At 59.8% G+C, this 23,762-nt stretch carries 17 protein-coding genes; 12 read left to right on the forward strand and 5 right to left on the reverse strand.

The genetic code is table 11. The features are described from left to right. Positions 1-271: 271 nt before the first annotated feature. The 3 genes from AFK66_RS09055 (at position 272) to AFK66_RS09065 (ending at position 3,734) form a co-directional block, all read left to right on the forward strand. Positions 272-1,384, forward strand: a complete 1,113-nt coding sequence (locus tag AFK66_RS09055; protein ID WP_023898635.1) for an endonuclease/exonuclease/phosphatase family protein — start codon at positions 272-274, stop codon at positions 1,382-1,384. A gap of 404 nt (positions 1,385-1,788) precedes the next feature. Next, complete coding sequence (locus AFK66_RS09060) at positions 1,789-2,646, forward strand: SDR family oxidoreductase (RefSeq protein WP_038882460.1); 858 nt, start codon at positions 1,789-1,791, stop codon at positions 2,644-2,646. A gap of 17 nt (positions 2,647-2,663) precedes the next feature. Next, a complete protein-coding gene (locus AFK66_RS09065; protein WP_023898636.1) occupies positions 2,664-3,734 on the forward strand; it encodes a class I mannose-6-phosphate isomerase in 1,071 nt (356 codons plus the stop codon). On the opposite strand, the gene AFK66_RS09070 is transcribed toward AFK66_RS09065, so the two are convergent. Next, positions 3,715-5,520, reverse strand: coding sequence for a sigma-54-dependent Fis family transcriptional regulator (locus tag AFK66_RS09070; RefSeq protein ID WP_023898637.1), 1,806 nt, complete (start codon positions 5,518-5,520; stop codon positions 3,715-3,717). The two genes, AFK66_RS09065 and AFK66_RS09070, sit on opposite strands and share 20 nt — an antisense overlap. Positions 5,521-5,791: 271 nt before the next feature. Between AFK66_RS09070 and exaC the strand changes: the two genes are divergently transcribed. The 3 genes from exaC to AFK66_RS09085 all read left to right on the forward strand — a co-directional run bounded on the left by exaC (position 5,792) and on the right by AFK66_RS09085 (position 9,591). Next, positions 5,792-7,312, forward strand: a complete 1,521-nt coding sequence (gene exaC, locus AFK66_RS09075) for an acetaldehyde dehydrogenase ExaC (RefSeq protein ID WP_023898638.1) — start codon at positions 5,792-5,794, stop codon at positions 7,310-7,312. Positions 7,313-7,344: 32 nt separating this feature from the next. After that, positions 7,345-8,376, forward strand: a complete 1,032-nt coding sequence (adhP, locus tag AFK66_RS09080; RefSeq protein ID WP_023898640.1) for an alcohol dehydrogenase AdhP — start codon at positions 7,345-7,347, stop codon at positions 8,374-8,376. 168 nt (positions 8,377-8,544) lie between these two features. Continuing rightward, positions 8,545-9,591: a hypothetical protein gene (locus AFK66_RS09085; protein WP_007782203.1), complete on the forward strand. Its 1,047-nt coding sequence runs from the start codon at positions 8,545-8,547 to the stop codon at positions 9,589-9,591. Between the two features lies 1 nt (position 9,592). On the opposite strand, the gene nifJ is transcribed toward AFK66_RS09085, so the two are convergent. Beyond that, positions 9,593-13,114, reverse strand: a complete 3,522-nt coding sequence (gene nifJ, locus AFK66_RS09090; RefSeq protein ID WP_007782206.1) for a pyruvate:ferredoxin (flavodoxin) oxidoreductase — start codon at positions 13,112-13,114, stop codon at positions 9,593-9,595. Between the two features lie 278 nt (positions 13,115-13,392). On the opposite strand from nifJ, the gene AFK66_RS09095 reads away from it, so the two are divergent. Next, positions 13,393-13,659 (forward strand): putative hemolysin, encoded by a 267-nt coding sequence (locus tag AFK66_RS09095; protein ID WP_032804641.1) that lies wholly within the window; start codon positions 13,393-13,395, stop codon positions 13,657-13,659. On the opposite strand, the gene hslJ is transcribed toward AFK66_RS09095, so the two are convergent. Both hslJ and AFK66_RS09105 read right to left on the reverse strand, forming a co-directional pair. Then, the gene (gene hslJ, locus AFK66_RS09100) at positions 13,660-14,082 is read right to left on the reverse strand and encodes a heat shock protein HslJ (RefSeq protein ID WP_007782214.1); all 423 of its coding nucleotides are present in this window, start codon (positions 14,080-14,082) and stop codon (positions 13,660-13,662) included. Between the two features lie 53 nt (positions 14,083-14,135). Next, the gene (locus AFK66_RS09105) at positions 14,136-15,125 is read right to left on the reverse strand and encodes a 2-hydroxyacid dehydrogenase (RefSeq protein WP_004388292.1); all 990 of its coding nucleotides are present in this window, start codon (positions 15,123-15,125) and stop codon (positions 14,136-14,138) included. Positions 15,126-15,336: 211 nt separating this feature from the next. On the opposite strand from AFK66_RS09105, the gene AFK66_RS09110 reads away from it, so the two are divergent. From AFK66_RS09110 to AFK66_RS09125, 4 genes are all read left to right on the forward strand, one after another. Then, positions 15,337-17,979 carry a YdbH family protein gene (locus tag AFK66_RS09110; protein ID WP_023898641.1) on the forward strand — a complete coding sequence of 881 codons (2,643 nt, stop codon included), beginning with the start codon at positions 15,337-15,339 and terminating at the stop codon, positions 17,977-17,979. Beyond that, on the forward strand, positions 17,976-18,167 hold the full coding sequence (locus AFK66_RS09115; RefSeq protein WP_007782217.1) for a YnbE family lipoprotein: 192 nt from the start codon (positions 17,976-17,978) through the stop codon (positions 18,165-18,167). The genes AFK66_RS09110 and AFK66_RS09115 overlap by 4 nt, the downstream gene beginning before the upstream one ends. An 11-nt stretch (positions 18,168-18,178) precedes the next feature. After that, positions 18,179-18,499, forward strand: coding sequence for a YdbL family probable chaperone protein (locus AFK66_RS09120; RefSeq protein WP_007782218.1), 321 nt, complete (start codon positions 18,179-18,181; stop codon positions 18,497-18,499). Between the two features lie 79 nt (positions 18,500-18,578). Beyond that, positions 18,579-18,905 carry a hypothetical protein gene (locus AFK66_RS09125; protein ID WP_007782222.1) on the forward strand — a complete coding sequence of 109 codons (327 nt, stop codon included), beginning with the start codon at positions 18,579-18,581 and terminating at the stop codon, positions 18,903-18,905. A 60-nt stretch (positions 18,906-18,965) separates the two neighbouring features. Here AFK66_RS09125 and azoR read toward each other — a convergent pair whose 3' ends face one another. Continuing rightward, positions 18,966-19,571, reverse strand: coding sequence for an FMN-dependent NADH-azoreductase (azoR, locus tag AFK66_RS09130; protein WP_004386715.1), 606 nt, complete (start codon positions 19,569-19,571; stop codon positions 18,966-18,968). A gap of 204 nt (positions 19,572-19,775) precedes the next feature. Between azoR and hrpA the strand changes: the two genes are divergently transcribed. Beyond that, positions 19,776-23,681: an ATP-dependent RNA helicase HrpA gene (hrpA, locus tag AFK66_RS09135; protein ID WP_023898643.1), complete on the forward strand. Its 3,906-nt coding sequence runs from the start codon at positions 19,776-19,778 to the stop codon at positions 23,679-23,681. The last annotated feature ends 81 nt before the right edge of the window (positions 23,682-23,762 follow it).

The following is a 23,762-nucleotide window of genomic DNA, read 5'->3' on the forward strand; positions in this document are numbered from 1 at the left end:
CAGTTCTGCGTTGCGGCGCGCCCTGGCGGATTGCCCGGCGCGTGTATTCACCGTTGGCTTGCCCGCGCGCGGCATAAATCGCCGCTTGCGCCAGCAGGCCCGAATATTGTTCCTGTGCGTGGCGTGTATGGTACGGATTACGGCGACGAATACCAGCGCGTTTTGCGCAGCGCCGCCTGTTTTGAAGCGGTAACAATTTGCTGCCACACTGAGAAAGATCGGATGCCGGGCCTGAGTGCCTGCGGCGGGGATAATCACAACGGGAGGGGCTATGCGTCTGGCGTCTTATAACGTAGAAAACCTGTTCGATCGCGCGCGCGTGATGTCGCAGAGCAGCTGGTCGCAGGGGCGGCCGGTGCTGGAAAAATTCGCGCGGCTGAATGAACTGCTCGGCGAAATCACCTACAGCGATGCCAGTAAGAAAGAGATGGTAAAGCTGATGGTGGCGCTCGGGCTTGAGAAATCGGACACCGGGCCGTTTGTCATTCTGCGTCGCAACCGTGGCAACCTGCTGAAGCGCCCGCGCGACGGCGGTATCGAGATTATCGCCAGCGGCCGCGCCGACTGGGTCGGCTCGCTTGAGCTTATCGAATCGCCGGTCGATGAAGTCGCCATGCGCATCACCGCCAAAGTGATGCGCGATCTTAACGCCGATGTGCTGGCGGTGGTGGAGGCCGAGAGCCGTCCGGCGCTGGCGGCGTTTAACCAGGAGATTATCGCGGCGCTCGGCGGCGAGCCGTTTCGTCACGTCATGGTTATCGACGGCAACGACAGCCGCGGCATTGACGTCGGCCTGCTTACCGGCGCGGAGTATCCCATCGGGCCGATGCGCAGCCACGTGGACGATCGCGACGCGCGCGGCCAGCTGATTTTTTCACGCGACTGCCCGGAATATTCGGTGCCGCTGAAAGGCGGCGACACGCTGTGGGTGATGGTGAATCATCTGAAGAGTAAAGGCTACGGCGGCAAAGCGGATTCCGATGCCCGGCGTAAAGCGCAGGCGCAGCGGGTGGCGGAAATCTACCAGGCGCGCCGCGCCGCTGGCGAGCAATTTATCGCCATCGCAGGCGATTTCAACGACACGCCGGAGAGCGACACCCTGGCACCGCTCCTGAAAGAGACCGATCTGCGCGATGCCTTCACGCATCCGGCGTTCGATAACGGCGGATATCCCGGCACCTGGGGCAACAGCGCCAAAAACAACAAGCTCGATTACATTCTACTGTCACCTGCGCTCTGGGAGCGCGTCACCGCGGGTGGCGTTATTCGTAAAGGTATGTGGCCCGGCGAGCGGCCGGTCAAATGGGAGGTTTACCCGGAGCTGAAAAAGCCGCAGCAGGCCGGCTCCGATCACGCGGCACTGTGGGTGGATCTCAATATTTAAACCAGCGGCGACAAAAAACGGGCTACGCGATATCAGCGCTGGCCCGGATTAATCCGCGTTTTCTCACCGGGTGAAAGAATAATATAAGCCAGTACGCCGCGCGTTATATTTCTCTCTTTTTATAGCTGAAATATTTTCGTATAAATTATTGTTATATAAGTCGTTATACGTATGCATCTCCGCCTCGCTAATAACGCGGTTTGCGTGCTTTCAATCCACAAAAATAAACCTCCGCAGCGGATAAAAATTACCCGTCTGGTTTCCCGCTTCGCTTGCATAAATATCTCGTCAACTATACTGAAACCTGAATTTATCGTTGGCGCTGATAAGCGTCAGGTTCCTGAAACCAGGATGTCTTTCGTGTCTTTACGAGCGCGAAATGAAAAGAAACAGGAGAACAAACCATGACGACACGTCCACAACCGCCATTCCCTGAACAGCAGCAGAATGTCCCTGGCAGTACCACGAAGATGCAGCCGCAGCCGGATCACGGCGAAACGAGCTATAAAGGCTCCGGACGACTCACCGGCAAGGCCGCCATCATCACCGGCGGCGACTCCGGTATTGGCCGCGCGGTCGCCATTGCGTATGCCCGCGAAGGGGCGGATGTGCTTATCTCGTATCTTGATGAGCATGACGATGCCAAAGACACCGCGCGTCTCGTGGAAGAGGCGGGCCGCAAAGCGGTTCTGGTGCCAGGTGATATCACCGACGCCGCCCACTGCCGCGCGCTGGTGCAAAAAGCCGCCGATGAATTCGGCAAAATCGACATCGTGGTCAACAACGCCGCGTTCCAGATGACCCGCGATTCGCTGGATGAAATCAGCGATGAAGAGTTTGACCGCACCATGAAAACCAACCTCTACGGCATGTTCTGGATCTGCAAAGCGGCTGTGCCGCATATGCCAGCGGGGGGTTCAATTATCAATACCGCGTCGGTCAATGCCGATCAGCCGAAGCCGAAACTCATCGCGTATTCCGCCACCAAAGCGGCTATCGTCAACTTCTCAGGTAGCCTCGCCGCGCTGCTTGCCGAAAAAGGCATTCGCGCGAACGCCGTTGCCCCAGGCCCCATCTGGACGCCGCTGATTCCGTCCACCATGCCGCCGGAGCAGGTGAAAGAGTTCGGCAGCCAGGTGCCGCTGGCGCGTGCCGGTCAGCCTGCTGAACTGGCGCCGGTTTATGTGATGCTCGCAAGCGACGAGGCAAGCTACGTCTCCGGCGCGACTGTGGCGGTCACGGGCGGCCTGGCGGTTATCTGATAAAAAAGGAGAGAGGGATGCTCAACTATCCGCTTACGCTGACGACGCCGCTCGCGACCCACATCTTCGGCGGCACGCGCATCAAAACGCAGCTCGGTAAGGCGGAACTGCCGGAATCGCGCATCGCGGAAACCTGGGAGGTGAGCGACGTTGACGGCATGATAGCGACCGTCACCAATGGCGAATACGCTGGCATGTCGCTGCGTGAGCTGGCGAAGCGCTATCCCGATGAACTGGTCGCGCCAGGCTGGCGCGGCCCGTACTTTCCGCTTCTGAGCAAATTTATCGACGGCAGCGGCATGCTGCCGGTGCATCTGCATGCTAACGACGACATCGCGCAGCGTCTCGAAAACCAGCCGAACGGCAAAACCGAGGCCTGGCATATTCTGTGGGCTGCACCCGGCGCGACCTGCCTTGTCGGTATCAAAACCGGCATGAAAAAAGAGGCGATCCGCGAGGCGCTGCTGGCGGGCGATTATGACCGCGTCATGTACCGCTTGCCGCTGAAAACCGGCGACACGATCTATGTACCGGGCGGCCAGCTGCACTCCTTCGGGCCGGACACGCTTATCTATGAAATCGAACAGACGTCTGACATTCAGCAGCATGCGATGCCGTGGAATATGGAAGATGGCTCGCCAGTGCCGCCTGACGAGCAGGCGCGTAACATCGATAAACTGCTGGAAGAGCTGCGCCCGGAACTGCTGACCCAGCCGCAGCGCGGGCTGGTGCTCGAAGAGTGCGAGGCCGTTCAGCGCCTGGTGTGCTGCGCAGGTCCTTATTTCGCGCTGGAGCGCTGGCGCTTCGATACCTGCTACGACTATCACTTCTCCTCAGTGCGCATCGTCACCAATATCGGCGCGCCGGTGACGATTCACACGCCCGGTAACGCGGTGATGACGCTTGAGCGCGCGCAGAGCGTGATTCTGCCCGCCGCGCTCGGCGAGGCGGAGTTCTGCGGTAAAGGCGAGTTGCTGGTAGGTTATGTGCCCGATCTGGCGCAGGAGATTGTCGCGCCGCTGCGCGCCGCAGGCTACCCGCAGGCGGCCATCGACGCGCTCGGCGATATCAGCGGGCGTCTGCGCTAGCGCGCTGTTTCTCAAGCCGCCGGTAGAGCGTGCTGCGCGAGACGCCAAGCTTGCGCGCGGCAAGGCTCATATTCCCGTTCACGCTCTGCAATACGGCGTCCACATCCGGCGCAGCGTTCTCTGAAGGCTGCGCCGTTTCTTTATGTCCGTCCACAGAACAATAGGGGGGCGGCAGGTCGCTTAACGTGACAACGTCACCGTCGTCCGCCAGCGCCAGCAACACTTTCAGCAGGCTTGCGAGCTGGCGCACGTTCCCCGGCCAGGGGAGGCGCGCGATATGCTCAACCACATCGGCAGAGAGCGTGACGCCGCGGCGCGCACCGCCCAGCTCCTGCCACAGCCGCTGAACAAAACGCGGCAGCGCGGGCCATTCGCGCAGCGGCGGAATGCGCAGCCGGTACTCTTCAATACGGTAAAAGAGATCTTCACGAAACGCGCCGCGCGCCACCATCTCATCCAGCGGACGGTGGGTGGCGCAGATAAGCGTAAACGCCACCGGTACCGCGCTGGTGCCGCCGAGCGGCACCACCTTTTTCTCCTGCAATACCCGCAACAGGCGGGTCTGCATGGCAAGCGGCATATCGCCAATTTCATCCAGAAACAGCACGCCGCCGTCGGCTTCGCGGATTTTACCGATATAGCCGCGGCTGCTCGCACCGGTAAACGCGCCGGGCTGGTAGCCGAAAAGCTCCGATTCAATCAGCTGCTCTGGCAGTGCGGCGCAGTTAATGGCGACGAACGGGCCGTCGCGCCACTGGCTCTGCTGATGCAGGCGGCGGCTCAGGTGTTCTTTGCCGCAGCCGGTTTCACCGGTAATACACAGCGCGATGCCCGCGTTCAGCAGGCGTAGCGCTTTGGCGGTTTCAACGCCGCTCTCTTCTTCCTGCAAAAGCGCCGGATGCGCGGCCCAGACGCGCCGCGCCGGAAGCTGGCGGCGGGTGTGGTAGCAGCGCTGGTTGATGGCGGTAAGCGCGGCGTTATCGCCTGCTGGCATGGCCTGCGGGAACAGCGCATCAAGCGAAAGCGTGCCGATATGCGCCGTAGAAAGCTTGAATTCATCCATCGCCAGTTTATTGGCGGCCACCAGACGGTTATCGCTGAACGCCAGCAGCAGTTCCTGTGCCGAGCCGAGCGCGGCAGGATCGGTGTGCAACCGCAGCAGCCACTGCTGCGCGTCGAGCTGCGCGATAACCCAGTCGTGTTCCAGCTGGCGTACGGCCTGGCGCATCAGGCGGCCTGCCTCAGCCACGGGCTGTTGTGCAGGCGTTGAGAGATCCAGCACGCCCGCTATTTGTCCATCCGGGCGGAACACCGGCACGCCGTAGCAGTAAAGCCCGGCGTTCTGATTGAGGAAATGCTGGCTGCCGTGGACTTCACACGGCGCGTGCAGCGCCAGCGCGGTGCCGATGGCGTTGGTGCCGCGCGCGTGTTCGCCCCACAGATTACCGGGCGCGAGCGCCACGCGCTGCGCCTTATGTAGAAACTGATTATTGCCGAAGGTATCCAGCACAAGGCCGGTATCGTCCGTGGCGACCACGACCGACGGCGCGCGGCTCAGGCTCTCACCGAGCCGCTGCATCAGCGGGCGGGCGAGCGTTTTCAGCCAGCCGTGTTGCGATCGCGCCTCTTCAAGCAGGGCGCGACTGACAAACGAGGTGGCGTCGTCGTCGCGGGTTAGCCCGTAGCGCTGGCTGCGCTGCCAGGAGTCATTCAGCAGACACGGAAAAGACAGGTCGTCGCAGTACGGCGTTAAGCCTGCGGAGGTCAACGAGGCGCTGTGCGGCATGGCATTCTCCGGGTGGGTATATATGTTTCAAATATGTAGCATTTTGGTGTTGCATGTGTTGCGACACATGACACAGTTCCGCGACATTTTCCGGGTTCCACGCGCGCCCGACGCGCCAGTACGTTACCTGCATTATTTCTAACTATCTGATTATAAGTGGTTAATAAGAAATCTTCGTCTGGCTCGCCACTCTGGCATAAGACCTGCTTATGTCTGTGCGCCGCACAGATAACTGTGCTTAACCGATTGTCGCTACACTGAGGAATCTGCCATGAAATATGCTCACCCCGGTCAGCCTGGTGCTCTCGTTAGCTTTAAACAGCGTTATGGAAACTTTATTGGCGGTCAGTTTGTCGAGCCTGTCGAAGGTCAATATTTCACTAACACCACGCCGGTGACGGGCGCGGTGGTGGCGGAGTTCCCGCGTTCGGGCGCAGCCGATATCGAGCGCGCGCTGGACGCGGCACATGCCGCAGCGCCCGCGTGGGGCAAAACCAGCGTACAGGAGCGTTCGAACCTGCTGCTGGCCATCGCCGATCGTATGTCGGGCCATATCGAACAGTTAGCGCTGACCGAAAGCTGGGACAACGGTAAACCGATTCGCGAAACGCTGAACGCCGACATTCCACTGGCGGTAGACCACTTCCGCTACTTCGCCGGTTGTCTGCGCGCCCAGGAGGGCAGCGTGGCGGAAATCGATCAATACACCGTGGCCTATCACATCTATGAGCCGCTCGGCGTGGTCGGGCAGATAATCCCCTGGAACTTCCCTATCCTGATGGCGGCGTGGAAACTCGCGCCTGCGCTGGCGGCGGGCAACTGCGTGGTACTCAAACCTGCGGAACAGACGCCGCTTGGCATTTCCGTGCTGATGGAGCTGATTGGCGATCTGCTGCCGCCGGGCGTGGTGAACGTGGTGCATGGCTTCGGGCAGGAGGCGGGCGAGGCGCTCGCGCGCAGCAAACGCATCGAGAAAATCGCGTTTACCGGCTCGACGCCGGTCGGACGGCATATTCTGGCCTGCGCGGCGGAAAATATTATCCCCAGTACCGTCGAGCTTGGCGGAAAATCGCCTAATATTTATTTTGCCGACATTATGCAGGCAGAGCCTGAATTTATCGAAAAAGCGGCCGAAGGGCTGATTCTGGGCTTCTTTAACCAGGGGGAAGTGTGCACCTGTCCTTCCCGCGCCCTGATTCAGGAATCGATCTACGAACCCTTTATGGAACGTGTGTTGGCGCGTATGGCCAACATTCGTAAAGGCGACCCCTATGACACTGACACCATGATTGGCGCGCAGGCCTCTCAGGAGCAGTTCGACAAAATTCTCTCTTACATTGATATCGCGCGCGGCGAGGGCGGCCAGATCCTTGCGGGCGGCTCGCGTGTGAACCACGGCGCGGCGCTGGAGAAGGGCTTTTACATTGAGCCGACGCTGATTAAAGGCGAAAACGAGATGCGCTTCTTCCAGGAAGAGATCTTCGGGCCGGTTATCGGTATCACCACCTTTAAAGACGCTGATGAAGCCCTGAAACTGGCCAACGCCACCGAATTTGGCCTCGGCGCGGGCGTCTGGACGCGCGATACCAATCTCGCCTGGCGCATGGGCCGCGAAATCAAAGCGGGCCGCGTGTGGACCAACTGCTACCACCTCTATCCGGCGCATGCCGCGTTCGGGGGCTATAAAAATTCCGGTATCGGCCGCGAAACCCATAAAAAAGCGCTGGAGCATTACCAGCAGGTGAAAAATGTGCTGGTCAGCTATGACATCCAGCCTCTGAACCTTTTCTGATCCATCCGAACGACCTGTTAACGAGGTAACTGATGAAAGTGATGAAAATGAAAGCGGCAGTGGTCAAGGCCTTCGGGCAGCCGCTGGAGATCCAGGAAGTGCTGGTGCCGGAAGTGACGCCGGGCAAAGTGCTGGTGAAAATCGCGGCGACCGGCGTGTGTCATACCGATCTCCACGCGGCGGAAGGCGACTGGCCGGTGAAACCGAACCCGCCGTTTATTCCGGGCCATGAGGGTGTGGGGCATGTGGTGGCGGTCGGTCAGGGCGTGACGCATATTAAAGAGGGCGACCGCGTGGGCGTGCCGTGGCTCTATTCCGCCTGCGGGCACTGCGAACACTGTCTCAGCGGCTGGGAAACGCTCTGCCACGGTCAGCAAAACTCCGGCTATTCGGTCAACGGTACCTTTGCCGACTATTGTCTGGCGGATGCCAATTACGTCGGTATTCTGCCGGACAACGTTGAGTTCACCAGTATCGCGCCGATCCTCTGCGCGGGTGTGACGGTCTATAAAGGGCTGAAAATGACCGACACCAAACCGGGCGACTGGGTGGTGATTTCCGGCATCGGCGGGTTAGGGCATCTGGCGATTCAGTACGCCAACGCGATGGGCTTGAACGTGGCGGCGGTGGATATCGATAACGATAAGCTGGAATTTGCGAAACGCCTCGGCGCGCAGGTGACGGCCAACGCGCTGGAGGTCGATCCGGGCAGCTATTTCCATGACACTTTCGGCGGTGCGCACGGCGTGCTGGTCACGGCGGTGTCGCCAAAAGCGTTCGCCCAGGCGACCACCATGATGCGCCGCGGCGGTACGATGGTGCTCAACGGTCTCCCGCCGGGCAAATTCGATCTCTCTATCTTCGATATGGTGCTGGACGGCACCACGGTGCGTGGCTCTATTGTCGGTACGCGTAAGGATCTCCAGGAGGCGCTCGATTTCGCCGGCCATAACAAAGTGGCGGCGGAAATTGCGGTCGAGCCGCTGGAGAATATCAACGATATTTTCGACCGTATGCGCAACGGGAAAATCACCGGTCGCATCGTGGTGGATATGTCGCTGTAAAAATAAGCGCCGCAGGGAGGCGGCGCTTATTACATCTCATTCTGATGAGTATCATCTGTCATTGTACTTTCATAAATAATCACGTTGCGTCATTACACCCTTATGGTCAGGTTGCAGATAAAAATATTTCTCATTAAGGTGTGGGTTTTTCTGACTTAAGGAAAGGTCATGTTTGGTTTATTGCACAAACTGCCGTGGCAGATGCCCGCGCTTATTCTTTTCTGGTGTGTTAACTGGTTTATTACCCTTTTTATTCTGGCCGTGGCGAATAAAACCCATGACCCGTCGCTGGTCGGTGCGGCCATTTGGTTTAATATGCTGTGGGTGTGTGCGTATATTATCGATTATTACGGACGCGCGGCGTTTCATACTCAGGAGCGCAAACGTCTGAAGGGTTTCCTGCCGCGCAAGCAGTACAGCAAAGTGAAAGCCTCGGTGTCGTTGTCTCGTACCGCCATGCTTACTATCTCCCTAAGCTTTTTACTGGCGGTCGCGCATGCGCCTGGCATTATTGTCTGGTCTCTGGTGGCTGCCTCTTGCTTGTTTGGCGCGATTAGCCTGACTCTGTCTTATCTGTTTTGCCTTTCGGTCCTCTCCCCGCGCGCCGCGTCGTTACTGAGCAAAGTACTGACCCTGCTGCTGGCGCTGGTGCTGTTTTTTGCCCGAATGATCGCCAGCGGCATGTTGCTTGAATCCTGGGATATTTCAGCAGCGCAGCTCCCGTATACCACCTGGTCAATGATGTTATTTTTTGCGGCATTCATTGTGGTGAATATTGCCTATGTCGTTGTGATTGTGATTGCAGGCGTAATGGAGGCGAACCTGAAAAAACGTAAGAAACTCGCCAAATTCTCTCTGGACAGTCAGTATATATTTGTCGTGGTATTTACCTGCATTCTGTCGGCATTAATGATAGCGAATGTCCGCACGCTGGCCGGCGCGTTATTAAATTCCTTTTATCAGTTTGATACCCGCACGACGTTTCGCTGCGGCGATCGCTATCAGACGATTTATGAACTTGGCGAAAAGGCGCGTTATTTAACGGTGGGGGACAATCAGTACCGTGGGTTTTTCCTGAAAGACGGGGATTTACACGGCGTGGCGGTGAAATGCACGACCGGCGATAAATTTACCTGGTATCGGGTATTAAGCCGCGAGGAACTGGGTGAAAACGCCCCTGCCAAAAACAGGGGCGATGATAAAGATAAGCGCTAAATTACTCGCTGACTTTCTCGGCTTTGCCCGCGAGCTGCGCCAGGAAGTCGTAGCGTTTTTGCAGATCGGCGGCGGCGTCTTTCCAGAGCTGTTCGGCCACCTCCGGCTGCTGCGCGTCCAGGCGACGGAAGCGCTGCTCGGTGAGCAGGGTTTCCGCCAGCGCGTCTGACGGCGGGCGCGAATCGAGCGCCAGCGGCAGCTTGCCTTCGTCGGCGCGGCGCGGGTCGAAGCGATATAGCGGCCAGAAGCCCGTCGCGGTCAGCTGGCGCATCTGATCGTGGCTCAGCGCCAGATCGTAGCCGTGCTCCTCACAAGGGCTGTAGGCGATAATCAGCGACGGGCCGGGGTAGGCTTCCGCCTCCTGAATCGCTTTCACCGTCTGGTTAAGCTGCGCACCCAGCGAAATCTGCGCCACGTAAACATGCCCGTACATCATCATGCTCATGCCGAGATCTTTACGTGCCTTGCGCTTGCCGTGTTCGCCGAATTTCGTCACCGCGCCAAGCGGCGTGGCTTTCGACGCCTGGCCGCCGGTGTTGGAATAGCACTGCGTATCGAGCACCAGAATATTGACGTTCTCGGTCAGGCTCAGCACATGATCGAGGCCGCCGAAACCGATGTCATACGCCCAGCCGTCGCCGCCAATCAACCAGATGGATTTTTCCACCAGCGCGTCGGCGTCGGTCAGCAACTGTTGTGCGCCTTCAACGCCCTGTAACTGCTGGCGCAGTTCCGCGATCTGTTCGCGACGCACTTCCGGCGTGGCGTCAGCGTGCAACGCCTCATAGAGCGCAGGCGTGAGTTTATCGGCAAACTGCGTGAGCAGACGCTGCACGCGCGCCTTATGCTGATCGACCGTTAAGCGGAAACCCAGGCCGAACTCCGCGTTATCCTCAAACAGCGAGTTCGCCCACGCCGGGCCGCGGCCGTTCGCGTCGGTGGTGTACGGCGTCGAGGGCAGGTTACCGCCATAAATTGACGAACAGCCGGTGGCGTTGGCAATCAGCAGACGGTCACCGTAAAGCTGGGTCAGCAGCTTGATATAGGGCGTTTCCCCACAGCCGGAGCATGCGCCGGAGTATTCGAACAGCGGGGTGATGAGCTGCGAGGTGCGAATGTCGATACGCTCAAGCGAGCTGCGATCGATTTCCGGCAGGTCCAGGAAGAAGTCGTAGTTGCGTTTCTCTTCTTCCACATGCTCCAGGCGCGACATCATATTAATCGCCTTGATTTCCGGGTTCTGGCGGTCTTTCGCCGGGCAGACCTCGACGCACAGGTTGCAGCCGGTGCAGTCTTCCGGCGCGACCTGCAGCACATATTTCTGGCCGCGCATATCGCGCGACTTCACATCCAGCGCGGCGAGCGAGGCGGGCGCGTCGGCGAGTGCTTCCGGCGCCACCACTTTGGCGCGGATAGCCGAGTGCGGACAGGCGGCGACGCAGTGGTTGCACTGGGTGCAAAGCTCCTCTTTCCAGATGGGGATCGCTTCCGCAATATTTCGTTTCTCCCACCGGGTCGTGCCGAGCGGCCATGTGCCGTCCGGCGGCAGCGCGGAGACCGGCAGCGCGTCGCCAAGCCCTGCCAGCATCGCGGCGGTCACCGTTTTGACAAAATCGGGCGCGGCGTCGGAGACCACGGGCGGGCGCAGGTGGCTGGTCTCATCCACCGGCTGGCGCGCCACTTCAAAGAGGGATTCGCGGGCCAGCGCCAGCGCCTGCCAGTTGCGCTCCACCAGCTCCTGGCCTTTGCTGCTGTAGCTTTTGGCGATGGCACCCTGGAGCGCCTCCAGCGCGCTGTCGCCCGGCAGGATCTGCGTGAGATGGAAAAACGCCATCTGCATCACGGTGTTGATGCGCGCGCCGAGCTGGCATTCACGGGCGATTTTCGCGGCGTTCACCACAAAGACGCGCGCGTTTTTGTTATTCAGCACCGCCTGGACTTCCTGCGGCAGCTGATGCCAGACCTCATCCGGCGCGTATGGCGTGTTAATCAGAAAAATACCGCCGGGTTTCAGGCGCTCGGCCATCTGGTATTTATCGATGAACTGCAACTGATGGCAGCCGACGAAATCCGCCTGGCTTACCAGATACGCGGAGTTAATGGGCCGCTCGCTGACGCGCAGGTGAGAAACGGTCAGACCGCCCGCTTTTTTGGAGTCATAAACGAAATAGCCCTGGGCGTACCACGGCGTCGCGTTACCGATAATTTTAATGTTGTTTTTGGTGGCCGAGACGCTGCCGTCGCTGCCAAGCCCGTAAAACAGCGCCTCCAGGCGCGCGTTAGAGGGCAGCGTATTCTCCGGCAGCGGCAGGGAAAGATGCGTCACATCGTCATAAATCCCGACGGTAAAGCGCGGTTTCGGTTTTTCTGCGCGCAGTTCATTAAACACCGCCAGCACGCAGTCCGGCCCGAACTCTTTGGAGGAAAGCCCGTAGCGTCCGCCGATGACGCGCGGCAGGCTGTCGCGCTCGCCGCTGTTAAAGGCTTCCGCCAGCGCGGTCATCACATCCAGATAAAGCGGCTCCGCCTGCGCGCCAGGCTCTTTGGTGCGGTCAAGCACCGCGATGCGCTGGACGCTCTGCGGCAGCGCCGCCAGCAGGTGACGCGCGCTGAACGGGCGGAACAGGCGAACTTTCAGCACGCCCACTTTCTCGCCGCGGGTGAGCAGTTCATCGACCACTTCTTCACAGGTGCCGCTGGCGGAACCCATCAGGATAATCACCCGTTCGGCCTCCGGGTGGCCGTAATACTCAAACGGCCGGTACTGGCGGCCCGTGGCGGCGGCGAAACCGTTCATCGCCTGTTCGACATGGTCATAGACCGCGTTATACCAGGGGTTGGTCGCCTCGCGGGACTGGAAATAGGTATCCGGGTTGGCGGAGGTGCCGCGGATCACCGGGTGTTCCGGGTTGAGCGCGCGGGCGCGGTGGGCGTCTATCTCCGCCTGCGGCAGCAGGGCGCGGATCGTGTCATCGGCGAGCGGCGCGATTTTGTTGATTTCGTGCGAGGTGCGAAAACCATCGAAGAAATGAATAAACGGCACGCGGCTTTTCAGCGTGGCGATATGGGAGATCAGCGCGAAATCCTGCGCCTCCTGAACGCTTGAGGCACAGAGCATCGCGCAGCCGGTCTGGCGTACGGCCATCACGTCCGAATGATCGCCGAAAATAGAGAGCGCATGGGTGGCGACGGTGCGCGCCGCCACGTGCAGCACAAAAGGCGTCAGCTGACCCGCGAGCTTATAGAGCGTCGGGATCATCAGCAGCAGGCCCTGGGAGGACGTAAACGAGGTGGAGAGGGCGCCGGTCTGGAGCGCGCCGTGAACGGTGGCGATAGCGCCCGCCTCGGACTGCATCTCCACCACGCGCGGAACGTCGCCCCAGACGTTTTTCATCCCGTTGCCGGCCCAGGCGTCGGCCTGCTCTGCCATCGTGGAGCTCGGCGTGATGGGATAAATAGCGATAACTTCACTGGTGCGAAAAGCGACTGAAGCGACTGCGCCGTTGCCGTCGATAGTAATCATAAAAGACCCTTACATTGCGCAACATTGTCAGATCTGTGCGGACGCAACAGACCCTGTAGTAATAAGGGAATTTTAGCAAAGCCCCGGAGTCGGGATTTTCGTTTTTGTGTACTGACTATTCGAGAGGTGAATGATTTCATGCGCAGGATCAAGAGAAATAGACCGAAAAGCGCAAGAAAATGTGTCTTCGTCCAAAAAAGCAGCAGCGGGAATCTCGACGCGCCGCGTCGGGCGGCCTATGATGCTCAGGTTTTGCTTGTCAACGAAAGGGGAGAAACATGCGAGCAGCGTTTTGGGTAGGATGTGCCGCGTTATTATTATCGGCATGCAGCAGCGAACCCGTTCAGCAGGCCACCGCGGCCCATGTGCCGCCGGGAATGCGGGCTGCGATGTCGAGCGCAGGGCAGGCGAACTGCGCGATGGTCGGAGGCTCGCTGTCGGTCGCGCGCCAGCTTGACGGCACCTCCACCGGCATGTGCGCACTGCCCAACGGCAAACGTTGCAGTGAAGCGGCGCTCGCCTCTGGCGCCTGCGCCGCCTACTGATTACGACATCAGATCCGCCAGTTTATAGACCAGACTGTACTGGCGGTATTTCAGGGTGAGCTGCTGTTTCTCCACGCTCACCTTCGCTCCCTGGCTTAACATCTCATTAATCAGCTTATCCAGCTCGTTGAGCTGCGGCTCGGCGCACAGCATGCGCGTTGACGCGAGCCCCTGCACCTTCAGCGTATCGCCATGCAGTTCACCCTGACCCATAAAGCGGTTGCACATGCTGCCGGAGACATGCATACGCTCGCCAAAGCTCAGCTCCGGCACGCGGCGCGTTGAGTCCAGTGGCGCGCCGTTGACGGTTTGCAGCACGTAGCGGTGGTGTTGCAGCGTTTCAGGCGTCACGTTTGACGTCGCCGTGTTCTGGCAACCGGCGAGCGTCATTCCCGCCAGCAAGGTGAAAAGGATTTTTTTCATGAGCGTCTCCCTGAGGTAAAAAACGCGACGCGCCAGGCGGCGCGTCGGCGGTGTTACACCAGCTCGTTCGGGCAGGGCTGGCCCTGTTCCAACTGGCGCAGATTTCCAAGCGTGGTTTCAGAAATGCTGATCAGCGCTTCTTCCGTCAGAAATGCCTGGTGGCCGGTGAATAGCACGTTATGGCAGGCGGAAAGACGGCGGAACACGTCATCCTGAATCACATCGTTGGATTTATCTTCAAAGAACAGATCGCGCTCGTTTTCATACACATCCATGCCAAGCGCGCCGATTTTCTGACGTTTGAGCGCTTCAATCGCGGCCTGGGAATCGATCAATGCACCGCGGCTGGTATTGATGATCATCACGCCGTCTTTCATCTGCTCGAAGGCGCTTTGATTCAGCAGGTGGTAGTTTTCCGGCGTCAGCGGACAGTGGAGGCTGATGACATCAGATTCCGCGAGCAGGGTCGGCAGGTCGACATATTCAACGCCAATCTCCAGCGCGGCGGCGCTCGGGTACGGATCGAACGCCAGTAGGCGCATGCCAAAGCCTTTGAGAATGCGCAGCGCCGCGACGCCGATTTTACCGGTGCCGATAACGCCTGCGGTTTTGCCGTACATCGTAAAGCCGGTCAGCCCTTCGAGGTTAAAGTTAGCGTCACGGGTGCGCTGATACGCGCGGTGAATGCGGCGGTTGAGACACATCATCATGCCCACCGCGTGCTCGGCCACGGCTTCCGGCGAGTAGGCCGGGACGCGAACGACTTTTAACCCCAGCTCTTTTGCCGCGTCGAGATCGACGTTGTTAAAGCCCGCGCAGCGCAGCGCGATAAATTTCACGCCATGCTTTTTCAGCTCTTCCAGCACCGGACGGCTGGCGTCGTCGTTAACGAAAATGCAGACGCCGTCGCAATGAATGGCGGTTTTCGCCGTGCGCTCGGTTAACAGGAAGTCATAAAATTCAAGATCGAAGCCATATTCCTGGTTAACATGCTGCAAATACTTTTTGTCGTACTGCTTTGTGCTATAAACCGCCAGTTTCATAAGACTTTCTCCAGTGATTTTCTGTGATCACGTTAGCATAATTAAAAAATTCGTACAAAGTTTAAAAATTAATGGTTGAACAGCTGCTTACCTCTAATTCTAGGTCAACTATGCTTTCATAGCCGCCCTGGCTTCACCTCGCCCGGCAAAGCTGTCAGAATAACGGCTTTCTTCGGCATAATTTCTCGCTGAATCAGGATATTAACGGCCCATGAAGGGTAAATACAGAGCCGTCATCGCTTTATTACTTCTGGTTGTGCTGCTGCCTCTGGCGCTGCTGTTAACCGCGGGCTACTGGCTACCGACGCTCGCGGGCGTCTGGCTGCCGCAGGGGACGCGCATCGCGCTGGAGCAGCGCCCGCGCCTGACCCGCTCCGCTATTGTGCTGCCGGATTTGCGTTATTTCGCGAGCGATTGCGAACTCGCCCACGCCCAAAATGTCGTGTTGAGCCACCCGACGCGCTGGCGGCTGCATCTGGACGCGCTCACTCTCAACACCGGCTGCTTCAGCGCCATACCTGACGACCCGGCGCCCGGCGCGCCGCGCACGCTCGCGCAGTGGCAGGCGATGCTGCCGGAAAGCGAGGTGGAGATAGCGCGTCTTAAACTCGCCGACCTGCCGGATTATGACGGCGCGCTCAGGGCGAGCCTGAGTCCGCAGGCGCAGCGCGTCGCGTTTACCGGCGACAAGCTGGACGTGAGCGCCAGGCTCGAAGGGCAGGCGCTGAAGGTGGAGCGCCTGCGTCTGTACCTCTTTGACGGCCAGCCGCCGGTGTCGCTGCTTGGCGATTTCACGTTAGGGCTGATGCCGGACGGCATTCCAACCCAAGGCGAGGCGCAGGCGCGCTTTTCGCTGCCGCAGGCACCGCATGACGCCCGCGCCGAAGTGACGTGGCGAGGCGGCGAAGGGCAGTTATTACTCTTTGCGCAGGACGATCCCGATCCGCTGCTCGATCTCCCGTGGCAGGCCGGTCACGACTCGTTTGCCTTCAGCGACGGGCGCTGGCGCTGGCCGTACGAGGGCTTTCCGCTGAGCGGTCGCGCCGCGCTGCGCGTGGAAAACTGGCGCGGCGGGCTGGATGCCGCGCGCATTAGCGGGCGCGTGAATGTGGTGACGCAGGGGAATGCCGGGAAGGGCAACGCGGTGATGACCTTCGGCCCCGGCACTCTGAGCCTGCGCGAGAGCGCGATGCCGCTGCGCATCACCGGCGAAGCTAAACAGGACGCGCTGGCGTTTTACGCAAGCCTCCCCGCCATGCTGCGCGGCCCGCTGCTGTCGCCTGCGCTGCATTTTATGCCGGGCGCGCTGCTGCGCTCGCGCGGGCGCATCATTGATGCGCTGAATATCGAAGAGATCCGCTGGCCGCTCGCGGGCGTCACGGTCACGGAAAAAGGCATCGACGGGCGGTTACAGGCTATCGCCCGCGCCAGCGAGCCCGGCCAGGGCGATATGCTGCTGCATCTCGATGGCCGCGCCGAAGATTTTTTGCCTGACGTTGGCCTGTGGCGCTGGCGCTACTGGGGCAACGGCACCTTTGAACCGATGCAGTCGCGCTGGTCTGTCGGCGGGCGCGGCGAGTGGCGCGATGAGGTGATCACGCTCAGTGAACTCAACACGCGTTTCGATAAGTGGCACTACGGGAGCATGACGGTCGACCATCCGCAACTGGCGCTCAGCACCCCGGTGCGCTGGGCGCGGGGAGCCGCAACTCAGGCGCTGGAGGGCGCGCTGAAGCTGGACGCCGGCGCCACGCGCTTTTCCAGCGGTGCCAGCCTGCCGCCGTCAACGCTTAATTTCAGCGTTCAGGGGCGCGACCCGAGCGCGTTCCAGTTTAAAGGCGATCTACACGCGGGTGAGATTGGCCCGGTGCGCGTCAATGGCCGCTGGGACGGCGAGCGCCTGCGCGGGCAGGCCTGGTGGTCGCCGCAGCCGCTCGCGGTTTTCCAGCCGCTGCTGCCGCCAGACTGGAAGCTGCTGCTGCGCGACGGCGGCTTTTACGCGCAGGTGGCGTTTTCCGCCGCCGCAGGCCAGGGCTTCGAAGCGGGCGGTCACGGCGTGGTGAAACAGGGCAGCGCCTGGACCAAAGACAACGAGTTTAACGGCGTGGACTTCGTGCTGCCGTTCCGCTTTCGCGATTCCACCTGGCAGCTCGGCACGCGCGGGCCGGTGCGACTGAACATCGCGGAGATCCAAAGCCAGGTGCCGGCGCGGGATATCACGGCGTCACTCCAGGGCGGCTACCCGTGGAGCGAGGCGAATCCGCTGGTGTTAAGCGACGTCAGCGCGTCGCTGCTCGGCGGCAAAATTCGTATGCAGCAGTTGCGCCTGCCGCAGCACACGGCCGCGCTGTTGCGCCTTGAAAATATTTCGTCGAGCGAGCTGATTACCGCCACCAACGTCAAACAGGTGGCGCTCTCGGGCGCCATTAACGGCGCGCTGCCGCTGTGGGTCGATAACCCGCAATGGATTGTGCATGACGGCTGGCTTACCAGCCCCGGCCCGCTGACGCTGCGCATGGATAAAGAGATGGCGGACGCGATGGCGCGGGATAACGCGGCGGCCGCGGCGGCGGTCAACTGGCTGCGCTATATGGAAATCTCCCGCTCCTGGACGCGGCTGGATGTTGATAACCTCGGCGTGCTGCGCATGCGTTCGGAGTTCCAGGGCGAAAGCCATGTGGACGGCAAAACCAGCGGCGTGCGGCTTAACTATCAGCATCAGGAAAATCTATTCACGCTGTGGCGCAGTTTACGTTTCGGCGATAATTTACAGTCCTGGCTTGAGCAACACGCGACGCTGCCCGCCGCGCGTTGCAAGGCAACGTCAGGGAAGACCTGCGAGGAACAACCATGAAAACCGCAATCACGCTGATGGCAGGCGTCATCATCCTGGCACTGTGCGGCTGTACGCCGCGTATTGAGGTGGCGGCGCCCAAAGAGCCGATTACCATTAATATGAACGTCAAAATTGAACACGATATCCATATCAAAGTGGATAAAGACGTCGAAGCGTTGCTGCAAAGCCGCAGCGATCTCTTCTGAGGAGACGGCCAATGAAAAGCCTGCTGGTCGTGATGCTGGCTCTGCTGCTGGCAAGCCCTGTCAGCTACGCGCTGACGCTTGACGAGGCCCGCGCGCAGGGGCGCGTGGGCGAAACGTTCACCGGTTATCTCGCGCCGGTGGCGCAGGATGGGGAAACGGCGGCGCTGGTGGCGCGCATTAATCAGGCGCGGGCAGAAAGTTACCGCGACGTCGCCCAACAGAACGGATTGCCGGTCGATGAAGTAGCGAAAATGGCGGGACAGAAGCTGGTGGCGCGCAGTAAACCCGGCGAATATGTCCGCGGCATCAATGGGCAATGGATGAAAAAATAACACCGCTACTCCCCACGGGTAACAGACGAGGCTGCGCGCCTGTGTCAGGCTCGGCAAACACGCTTACAGGAGAAACGTCATGACAACCGAATACACTCTGCCGCTGAACGACGCGCAGGCGTCATCGTTACCGGCTATTGCGCAGGTGCTGCGCGCTAACGCCGGGTTGTTTAAACATCTGGTGATGTCCGAGCACCCGGACGATATCCGCTACGCCTATCAGCCGGAGTCGTTCGAGATAACCGACATTACCGACCGCACGTTTACGTTCCGCTGTCTGGTGCACTATTTCGAGCCGTGCGGCGATCGCGATATGCACGATCCGCGAACCTACACCATTCCCTACCAGGTGCGCGATAACACGCTGGTGTTTGCGCTCGATGAAACGCCGTGGGTGGTGGCGTAACGCGGGCTGCGTCCATAAAAAAACCGCCCCGGAGGGCGGTTTTTTCGTCTGGCCGTCTGATTACGCAGAGACCAGCGCGTCGATAGCGGCTTTGGCGTCGCTCTGCGCTTTGGTCGCCATTTCCGGGCCGTAAGCCACGCCTTCGGCAAACACGAAGTTCACGTCGGTGATACCGATAAAGCCCAGGAACAGGGAGAGGTACGGGGTGACCAGATCGGTCGGGGTATCTTTATGGATGCCGCCGCGGCTGGTCAGTACGATAGCGCGTTTGCCAGTCACCAGACCTTCCGGGCCTTTCTCAGTGTAGCGGAACGTCACGCCAGCGCGGGCCACCAGGTCAAAGTAGTTTTTCAGCTGGGTCGGGATGTTGAAATTGTACATCGGCGCCGCAATAACAATCACGTCGTGCGCCTGCAGCTCAGCAATCAGTTCATCAGAGAGCGAGAGCGCGTCCTGCTGACGCGGGGTCAGCGGCGCGTCTGACGGACGCAGGGCACCAACCAGCTCGCCATCCAGTACCGGCACCGGGTTCGCCGCCAGGTCACGCACGGTGATTTCATCCGCGCTGTGCTTTTCACGCCACTGCTCTACGAAGTAGTCGGAAAGCTGGTTGGACTGGGAGTAACCTGCCAGAATACTGGACTTCAGAACGAGTACTTTGCTCATGGGATGTTCCTTTTTGATTTGGTTGTCAGGGCCGTTGCCCCTTGCCTGACGACAACTCTATTCACAAACCGATTACAGTGATAGCGCAATATATCGAAGTCTATGTTCTAAATTTTTGAACAAGGCGCGCCAGAAAGCGGTGTGGTACTCTACGCTTAACGAAACCCTAAGATTTAACGGGCCGTGCACAGGCCGTATAACACAATGATGGAAAAACAAAATATTACTCTCCCTGCCCTGATGGCACATCTCGACTCGCTGATGCTGCGCGATAAAAGCCGCTTCGCCCGTCGCCTCCACGGGGCTAAAAAGATTAAAAATACTGAATCTCAGCAGGCGCTTTTCGAACAGCTCTCTCAGGAGATGAGCGAGGCGGCAGGGAAAGTCCTGCTGCGCGAAGCGGCGCGCCCGGCCATTACGTACCCGGAAAACCTGCCGGTCAGCCAGAAGAAACAGGATATTCTCAATGCCGTGCGCGACCACCAGGTGGTGATCGTGGCGGGGGAGACCGGCTCCGGGAAAACCACCCAGTTGCCGAAAATCTGTATGGAACTCGGGCGCGGCGTGAAAGGGCTTATCGGCCACACCCAGCCGCGCCGTCTCGCGGCGCGTACCGTGGCGAACCGCATCGCCGAAGAGCTGCAAACCGAGCCGGGCGGCTGTGTCGGTTATAAAGTCCGCTTTAGCGATCACGTCAGCGACAACACCATGGTTAAGCTGATGACCGACGGTATTCTGCTGGCGGAGATCCAGCAGGACCGTCTGCTGATGCAGTACGACACCATCATCATCGATGAGGCGCATGAGCGCAGCCTGAACATCGATTTTCTGCTGGGTTACCTGCGCGAACTCCTGCCAAAGCGCCCGGATCTGAAAGTCATTATTACGTCGGCGACCATCGATCCCGAGCGTTTCTCGCGCCACTTTAATAACGCGCCGATTATTGAAGTCTCTGGCCGTACGTATCCGGTTGAGGTGCGCTATCGCCCGATTGTGGAAGAAGCAGACGACACCGAGCGCGACCAGCTACAGGCGATTTTCGATGCCGTAGAAGAGCTTGGCCGCGAAGGGCCGGGCGATATCCTGATCTTTATGAGCGGCGAGCGCGAAATCCGCGACACCGCCGACGGGCTGATGAAACTCAACCTGCCGCACACCGAGGTGTTGCCGCTCTATGCGCGGCTCTCCAACAGCGAACAGAACCGCGTCTTCCAGCCGCATGCCGGGCGACGCATTGTGCTGGCGACCAACGTCGCCGAAACCTCGCTGACCGTGCCGGGCATTAAATATGTGATAGATCCGGGGACGGCGCGCATCAGCCGTTACAGCTACCGCACCAAAGTGCAGCGTCTGCCGATTGAGCCGGTGTCTCAGGCGTCCGCCAACCAGCGTAAAGGCCGCTGCGGGCGCGTCTCGGAAGGCATCTGTATTCGTCTCTATTCGGAAGATGATTTCCTCTCGCGCCCGGAATTTACCGACCCGGAGATCCTGCGCACCAACCTGGCGTCCGTCATTCTGCAAATGACGGCGCTGGGGCTTGGCGATATCGCGGCGTTCCCGTTTGTCGAAGCGCCGGATAAGCGCAACATTCAGGATGGCGTGCGTCTGCTGGAAGAGCTGGGCGCTATCACCACCGACGCGCAGGCGTCAGTGTATAAACTGACGCCGCTGGGCCGTCAGCTTTCGCAACTGCCGGTGGACCCGCGTCTCGCGCGCATGGTGCTGGAGGCGCAAAAGCATGGCTGCGTGCGCGAGGCGATGATCATCACCTCGGCGCTGTCGATTCAGGACCCGCGCGAGCGGCCGCTCGATAAACAGCAGGCGTCGGATGAAAAACACCGCCGCTTCCATGATAAAGAGTCCGATTTTCTGGCTTTCGTGAACCTGTGGAATTACCTCGGCGAGCAGCAGAAAGCGCTGTCGTCCAATCAGTTCCGCCGTCTGTGCCGTACCGATTACCTTAATTACCTGCGGGTGCGCGAATGGCAGGATATCTACACCCAGCTGCGCCAGGTGGTGAAAGAGCTGGGCATTCCGGTAAACAGCGAACCGGCGGGCTACCGCGAGGTGCACACGGCGCTGTTGACCGGCCTGCTGTCGCACATCGGCATGAAAGACGCCGATAAACAGGAGTACACCGGCGCGCGCAATGCCCGTTTCTCCATTTTCCCCGGCTCCGGGCTGTTTAAAAAGCCGCCGAAGTGGGTGATGGTGGCGGAGCTGGTGGAAACCAGCCGCCTGTGGGGCCGCATTGCGGCGCGTATCGATCCGGAGTGGATCGAACCGGTGGCGCAGCACCTGATTAAGCGCTCATACAGCGAACCGCACTGGGAGCGCGCGCAGGGTGCCGTGATGGCGAGCGAGAAAGTCACGCTCTACGGCCTGCCGATCGTGGCCGCGCGCAGCGTCAACTACAGCCAGATCGATCCGGTGCTTTCGCGAGAGCTTTTCATCCGCCACGCGCTGGTGGAAGGCGACTGGCAGACGCGCCACGCCTTTTTCCGCGAGAACCAGAAACTGCGCGCCGAAGTGGAGGAGCTGGAGCATAAATCGCGTCGCCGCGACATTCTGGTGGACGACGACACGCTGTTTGAGTTTTACGATCAGCGCATCAGTGTTGATGCGATTTCCGCGCGCCACTTCGACAGCTGGTGGAAAAAGGCGAGCCGTGAAACGCCGGATCTGCTCAACTTCGAAAAGAGCATGTTGATTAAAGAGGGCGCGGAGAAGGTCAGCAAGCTCGATTACCCGAACTTCTGGCATCAGGGCAACCTGAAGCTGCGCCTGTCCTATCAGTTTGAGCCAGGCGGCGACGCCGACGGCGTGACGGTCCATATTCCGCTGCCGCTGTTAAACCAGGTGGAAGACGCGGGCTTCGAATGGCAGGTGCCGGGAATGCGCCGCGAACTCATCATCGCGCTGATCAAATCGCTGCCAAAACCCGTGCGCCGCAATTTCGTTCCGGCGCCCAATTACGCCGAGGCGTTTTTAGGCCGCGTTACGCCGCTGGAGCTGCCGCTGCTGGACGCGCTGGAGCGCGAACTGCGCCGCATGACCGGCGTGACGATTGACCGTGAGGCGTGGCAGGCCGAACAGGTGCCCGATCATCTTAAAATGACTTTCCGGGTGGTGGATGACAAGGGCCGCAAGCTGCGCGAGGGCAAAGATCTCCACGCGCTGAAAGAGGGTCTGAAAGAGAAAGTGCAGGAGACGCTTTCGGCGGTGGCGGATGACGGCATTGAGCAGAGCGGGCTGCATATCTGGAGCTTCGGCACGCTGCCTGAGCGCTATGAGCAGAAGCGCGGCGGCTACCAGGTGAAAGCGTTCCCGGCGCTGGTGGATGAGAAAGAGAGCGTCGGCATCCGGCTGTTCGATAACCCGCAGGAGCAGCAGCACGCCATGTGGCGCGGCCTGCGCCGTCTGCTGCTGCTGAACATTCCGTCGCCGATTAAATATCTGCACGAGAAACTGCCGAACAAAGCCAAGCTGGGGCTCTATTTCAACCCGTACGGCAAGGTGCTGGATCTGATTGACGACTGCATCTCCTGCGGCGTCGATAAGCTTATCGCCGAGAACGGCGGGCCGGTATGGAGCGAAACGGGCTTTGCGCAGCTTCACGATAAAGTGCGCGCGCAGCTGAACGATACCGTGGTGGATATCGCAAAACAGGTTGAACAGATCCTGACGGCGGTCTTTAGCATCAATAAACGCCTGAAAGGGCGCGTGGATATGACGATGGCGCTCGGTCTTTCTGATATCAAAGCGCAGATGAGCGGGCTGGTGTACCGCGGGTTTGTCACCGGCAACGGTTATAAGCGCCTCGGCGATACGCTCCGTTATCTTAATGCCATTGAAAAACGGCTTGAGAAGATGGCCGTTGACCCGCACCGCGACCGCGCACAGATGCTCAAAGTGGAAGCCGTACAGCAGGCGTGGCAGCAGTGGCTTAACAAGCTGCCGCCCGCGCGGCGCGATGACGACGACGTGCAGGAGATCCGCTGGATGATCGAGGAGCTGCGCGTGAGTTATTTCGCCCAGCAGCTTGGCACGCCATACCCGGTATCCGACAAGCGCGTGTTGCAGGCGATGGAGCAGGTGAGCGGGGCGTAAGGGTGCGTTATGTAGTAAAGGTGGGTGCGCTTCGCTTACCCACCCTACAAGACCCACGTTAATCTGTGCGTAGGGCGGGTA

Source organism: Cronobacter malonaticus LMG 23826 (assembly GCF_001277215.2).
Classification (GTDB): Bacteria; Pseudomonadota; Gammaproteobacteria; order Enterobacterales; family Enterobacteriaceae; genus Cronobacter; species Cronobacter malonaticus.

What these genes read in the sequence shown, in the direction of transcription:
- hrpA (WP_023898643.1), top strand. Translation starts at nt 19,776, where the DNA reads ATGATGGAAAAACAAAATATTACTCTCCCTGCCCTGATGGCACATCTC.
- AFK66_RS09125 (WP_007782222.1), top strand. Translation starts at nt 18,579, where the DNA reads ATGACAACCGAATACACTCTGCCGCTGAACGACGCGCAGGCGTCATCG.
- exaC (WP_023898638.1), top strand. Translation starts at nt 5,792, where the DNA reads ATGAAATATGCTCACCCCGGTCAGCCTGGTGCTCTCGTTAGCTTTAAA.
- azoR (WP_004386715.1), bottom strand. Translation starts at nt 19,571, where the DNA reads ATGAGCAAAGTACTCGTTCTGAAGTCCAGTATTCTGGCAGGTTACTCC.
- AFK66_RS09055 (WP_023898635.1), top strand. Translation starts at nt 272, where the DNA reads ATGCGTCTGGCGTCTTATAACGTAGAAAACCTGTTCGATCGCGCGCGC.
- nifJ (WP_007782206.1), bottom strand. Translation starts at nt 13,114, where the DNA reads ATGATTACTATCGACGGCAACGGCGCAGTCGCTTCAGTCGCTTTTCGC.
- AFK66_RS09105 (WP_004388292.1), bottom strand. Translation starts at nt 15,125, where the DNA reads ATGAAACTGGCGGTTTATAGCACAAAGCAGTACGACAAAAAGTATTTG.
- AFK66_RS09115 (WP_007782217.1), top strand. Translation starts at nt 17,976, where the DNA reads ATGAAAACCGCAATCACGCTGATGGCAGGCGTCATCATCCTGGCACTG.
- AFK66_RS09120 (WP_007782218.1), top strand. Translation starts at nt 18,179, where the DNA reads ATGAAAAGCCTGCTGGTCGTGATGCTGGCTCTGCTGCTGGCAAGCCCT.
- AFK66_RS09070 (WP_023898637.1), bottom strand. Translation starts at nt 5,520, where the DNA reads ATGCCGCACAGCGCCTCGTTGACCTCCGCAGGCTTAACGCCGTACTGC.
- AFK66_RS09065 (WP_023898636.1), top strand. Translation starts at nt 2,664, where the DNA reads ATGCTCAACTATCCGCTTACGCTGACGACGCCGCTCGCGACCCACATC.
- adhP (WP_023898640.1), top strand. Translation starts at nt 7,345, where the DNA reads ATGAAAGTGATGAAAATGAAAGCGGCAGTGGTCAAGGCCTTCGGGCAG.
- AFK66_RS09095 (WP_032804641.1), top strand. Translation starts at nt 13,393, where the DNA reads ATGCGAGCAGCGTTTTGGGTAGGATGTGCCGCGTTATTATTATCGGCA.
- AFK66_RS09110 (WP_023898641.1), top strand. Translation starts at nt 15,337, where the DNA reads ATGAAGGGTAAATACAGAGCCGTCATCGCTTTATTACTTCTGGTTGTG.
- AFK66_RS09085 (WP_007782203.1), top strand. Translation starts at nt 8,545, where the DNA reads ATGTTTGGTTTATTGCACAAACTGCCGTGGCAGATGCCCGCGCTTATT.
- hslJ (WP_007782214.1), bottom strand. Translation starts at nt 14,082, where the DNA reads ATGAAAAAAATCCTTTTCACCTTGCTGGCGGGAATGACGCTCGCCGGT.
- AFK66_RS09060 (WP_038882460.1), top strand. Translation starts at nt 1,789, where the DNA reads ATGACGACACGTCCACAACCGCCATTCCCTGAACAGCAGCAGAATGTC.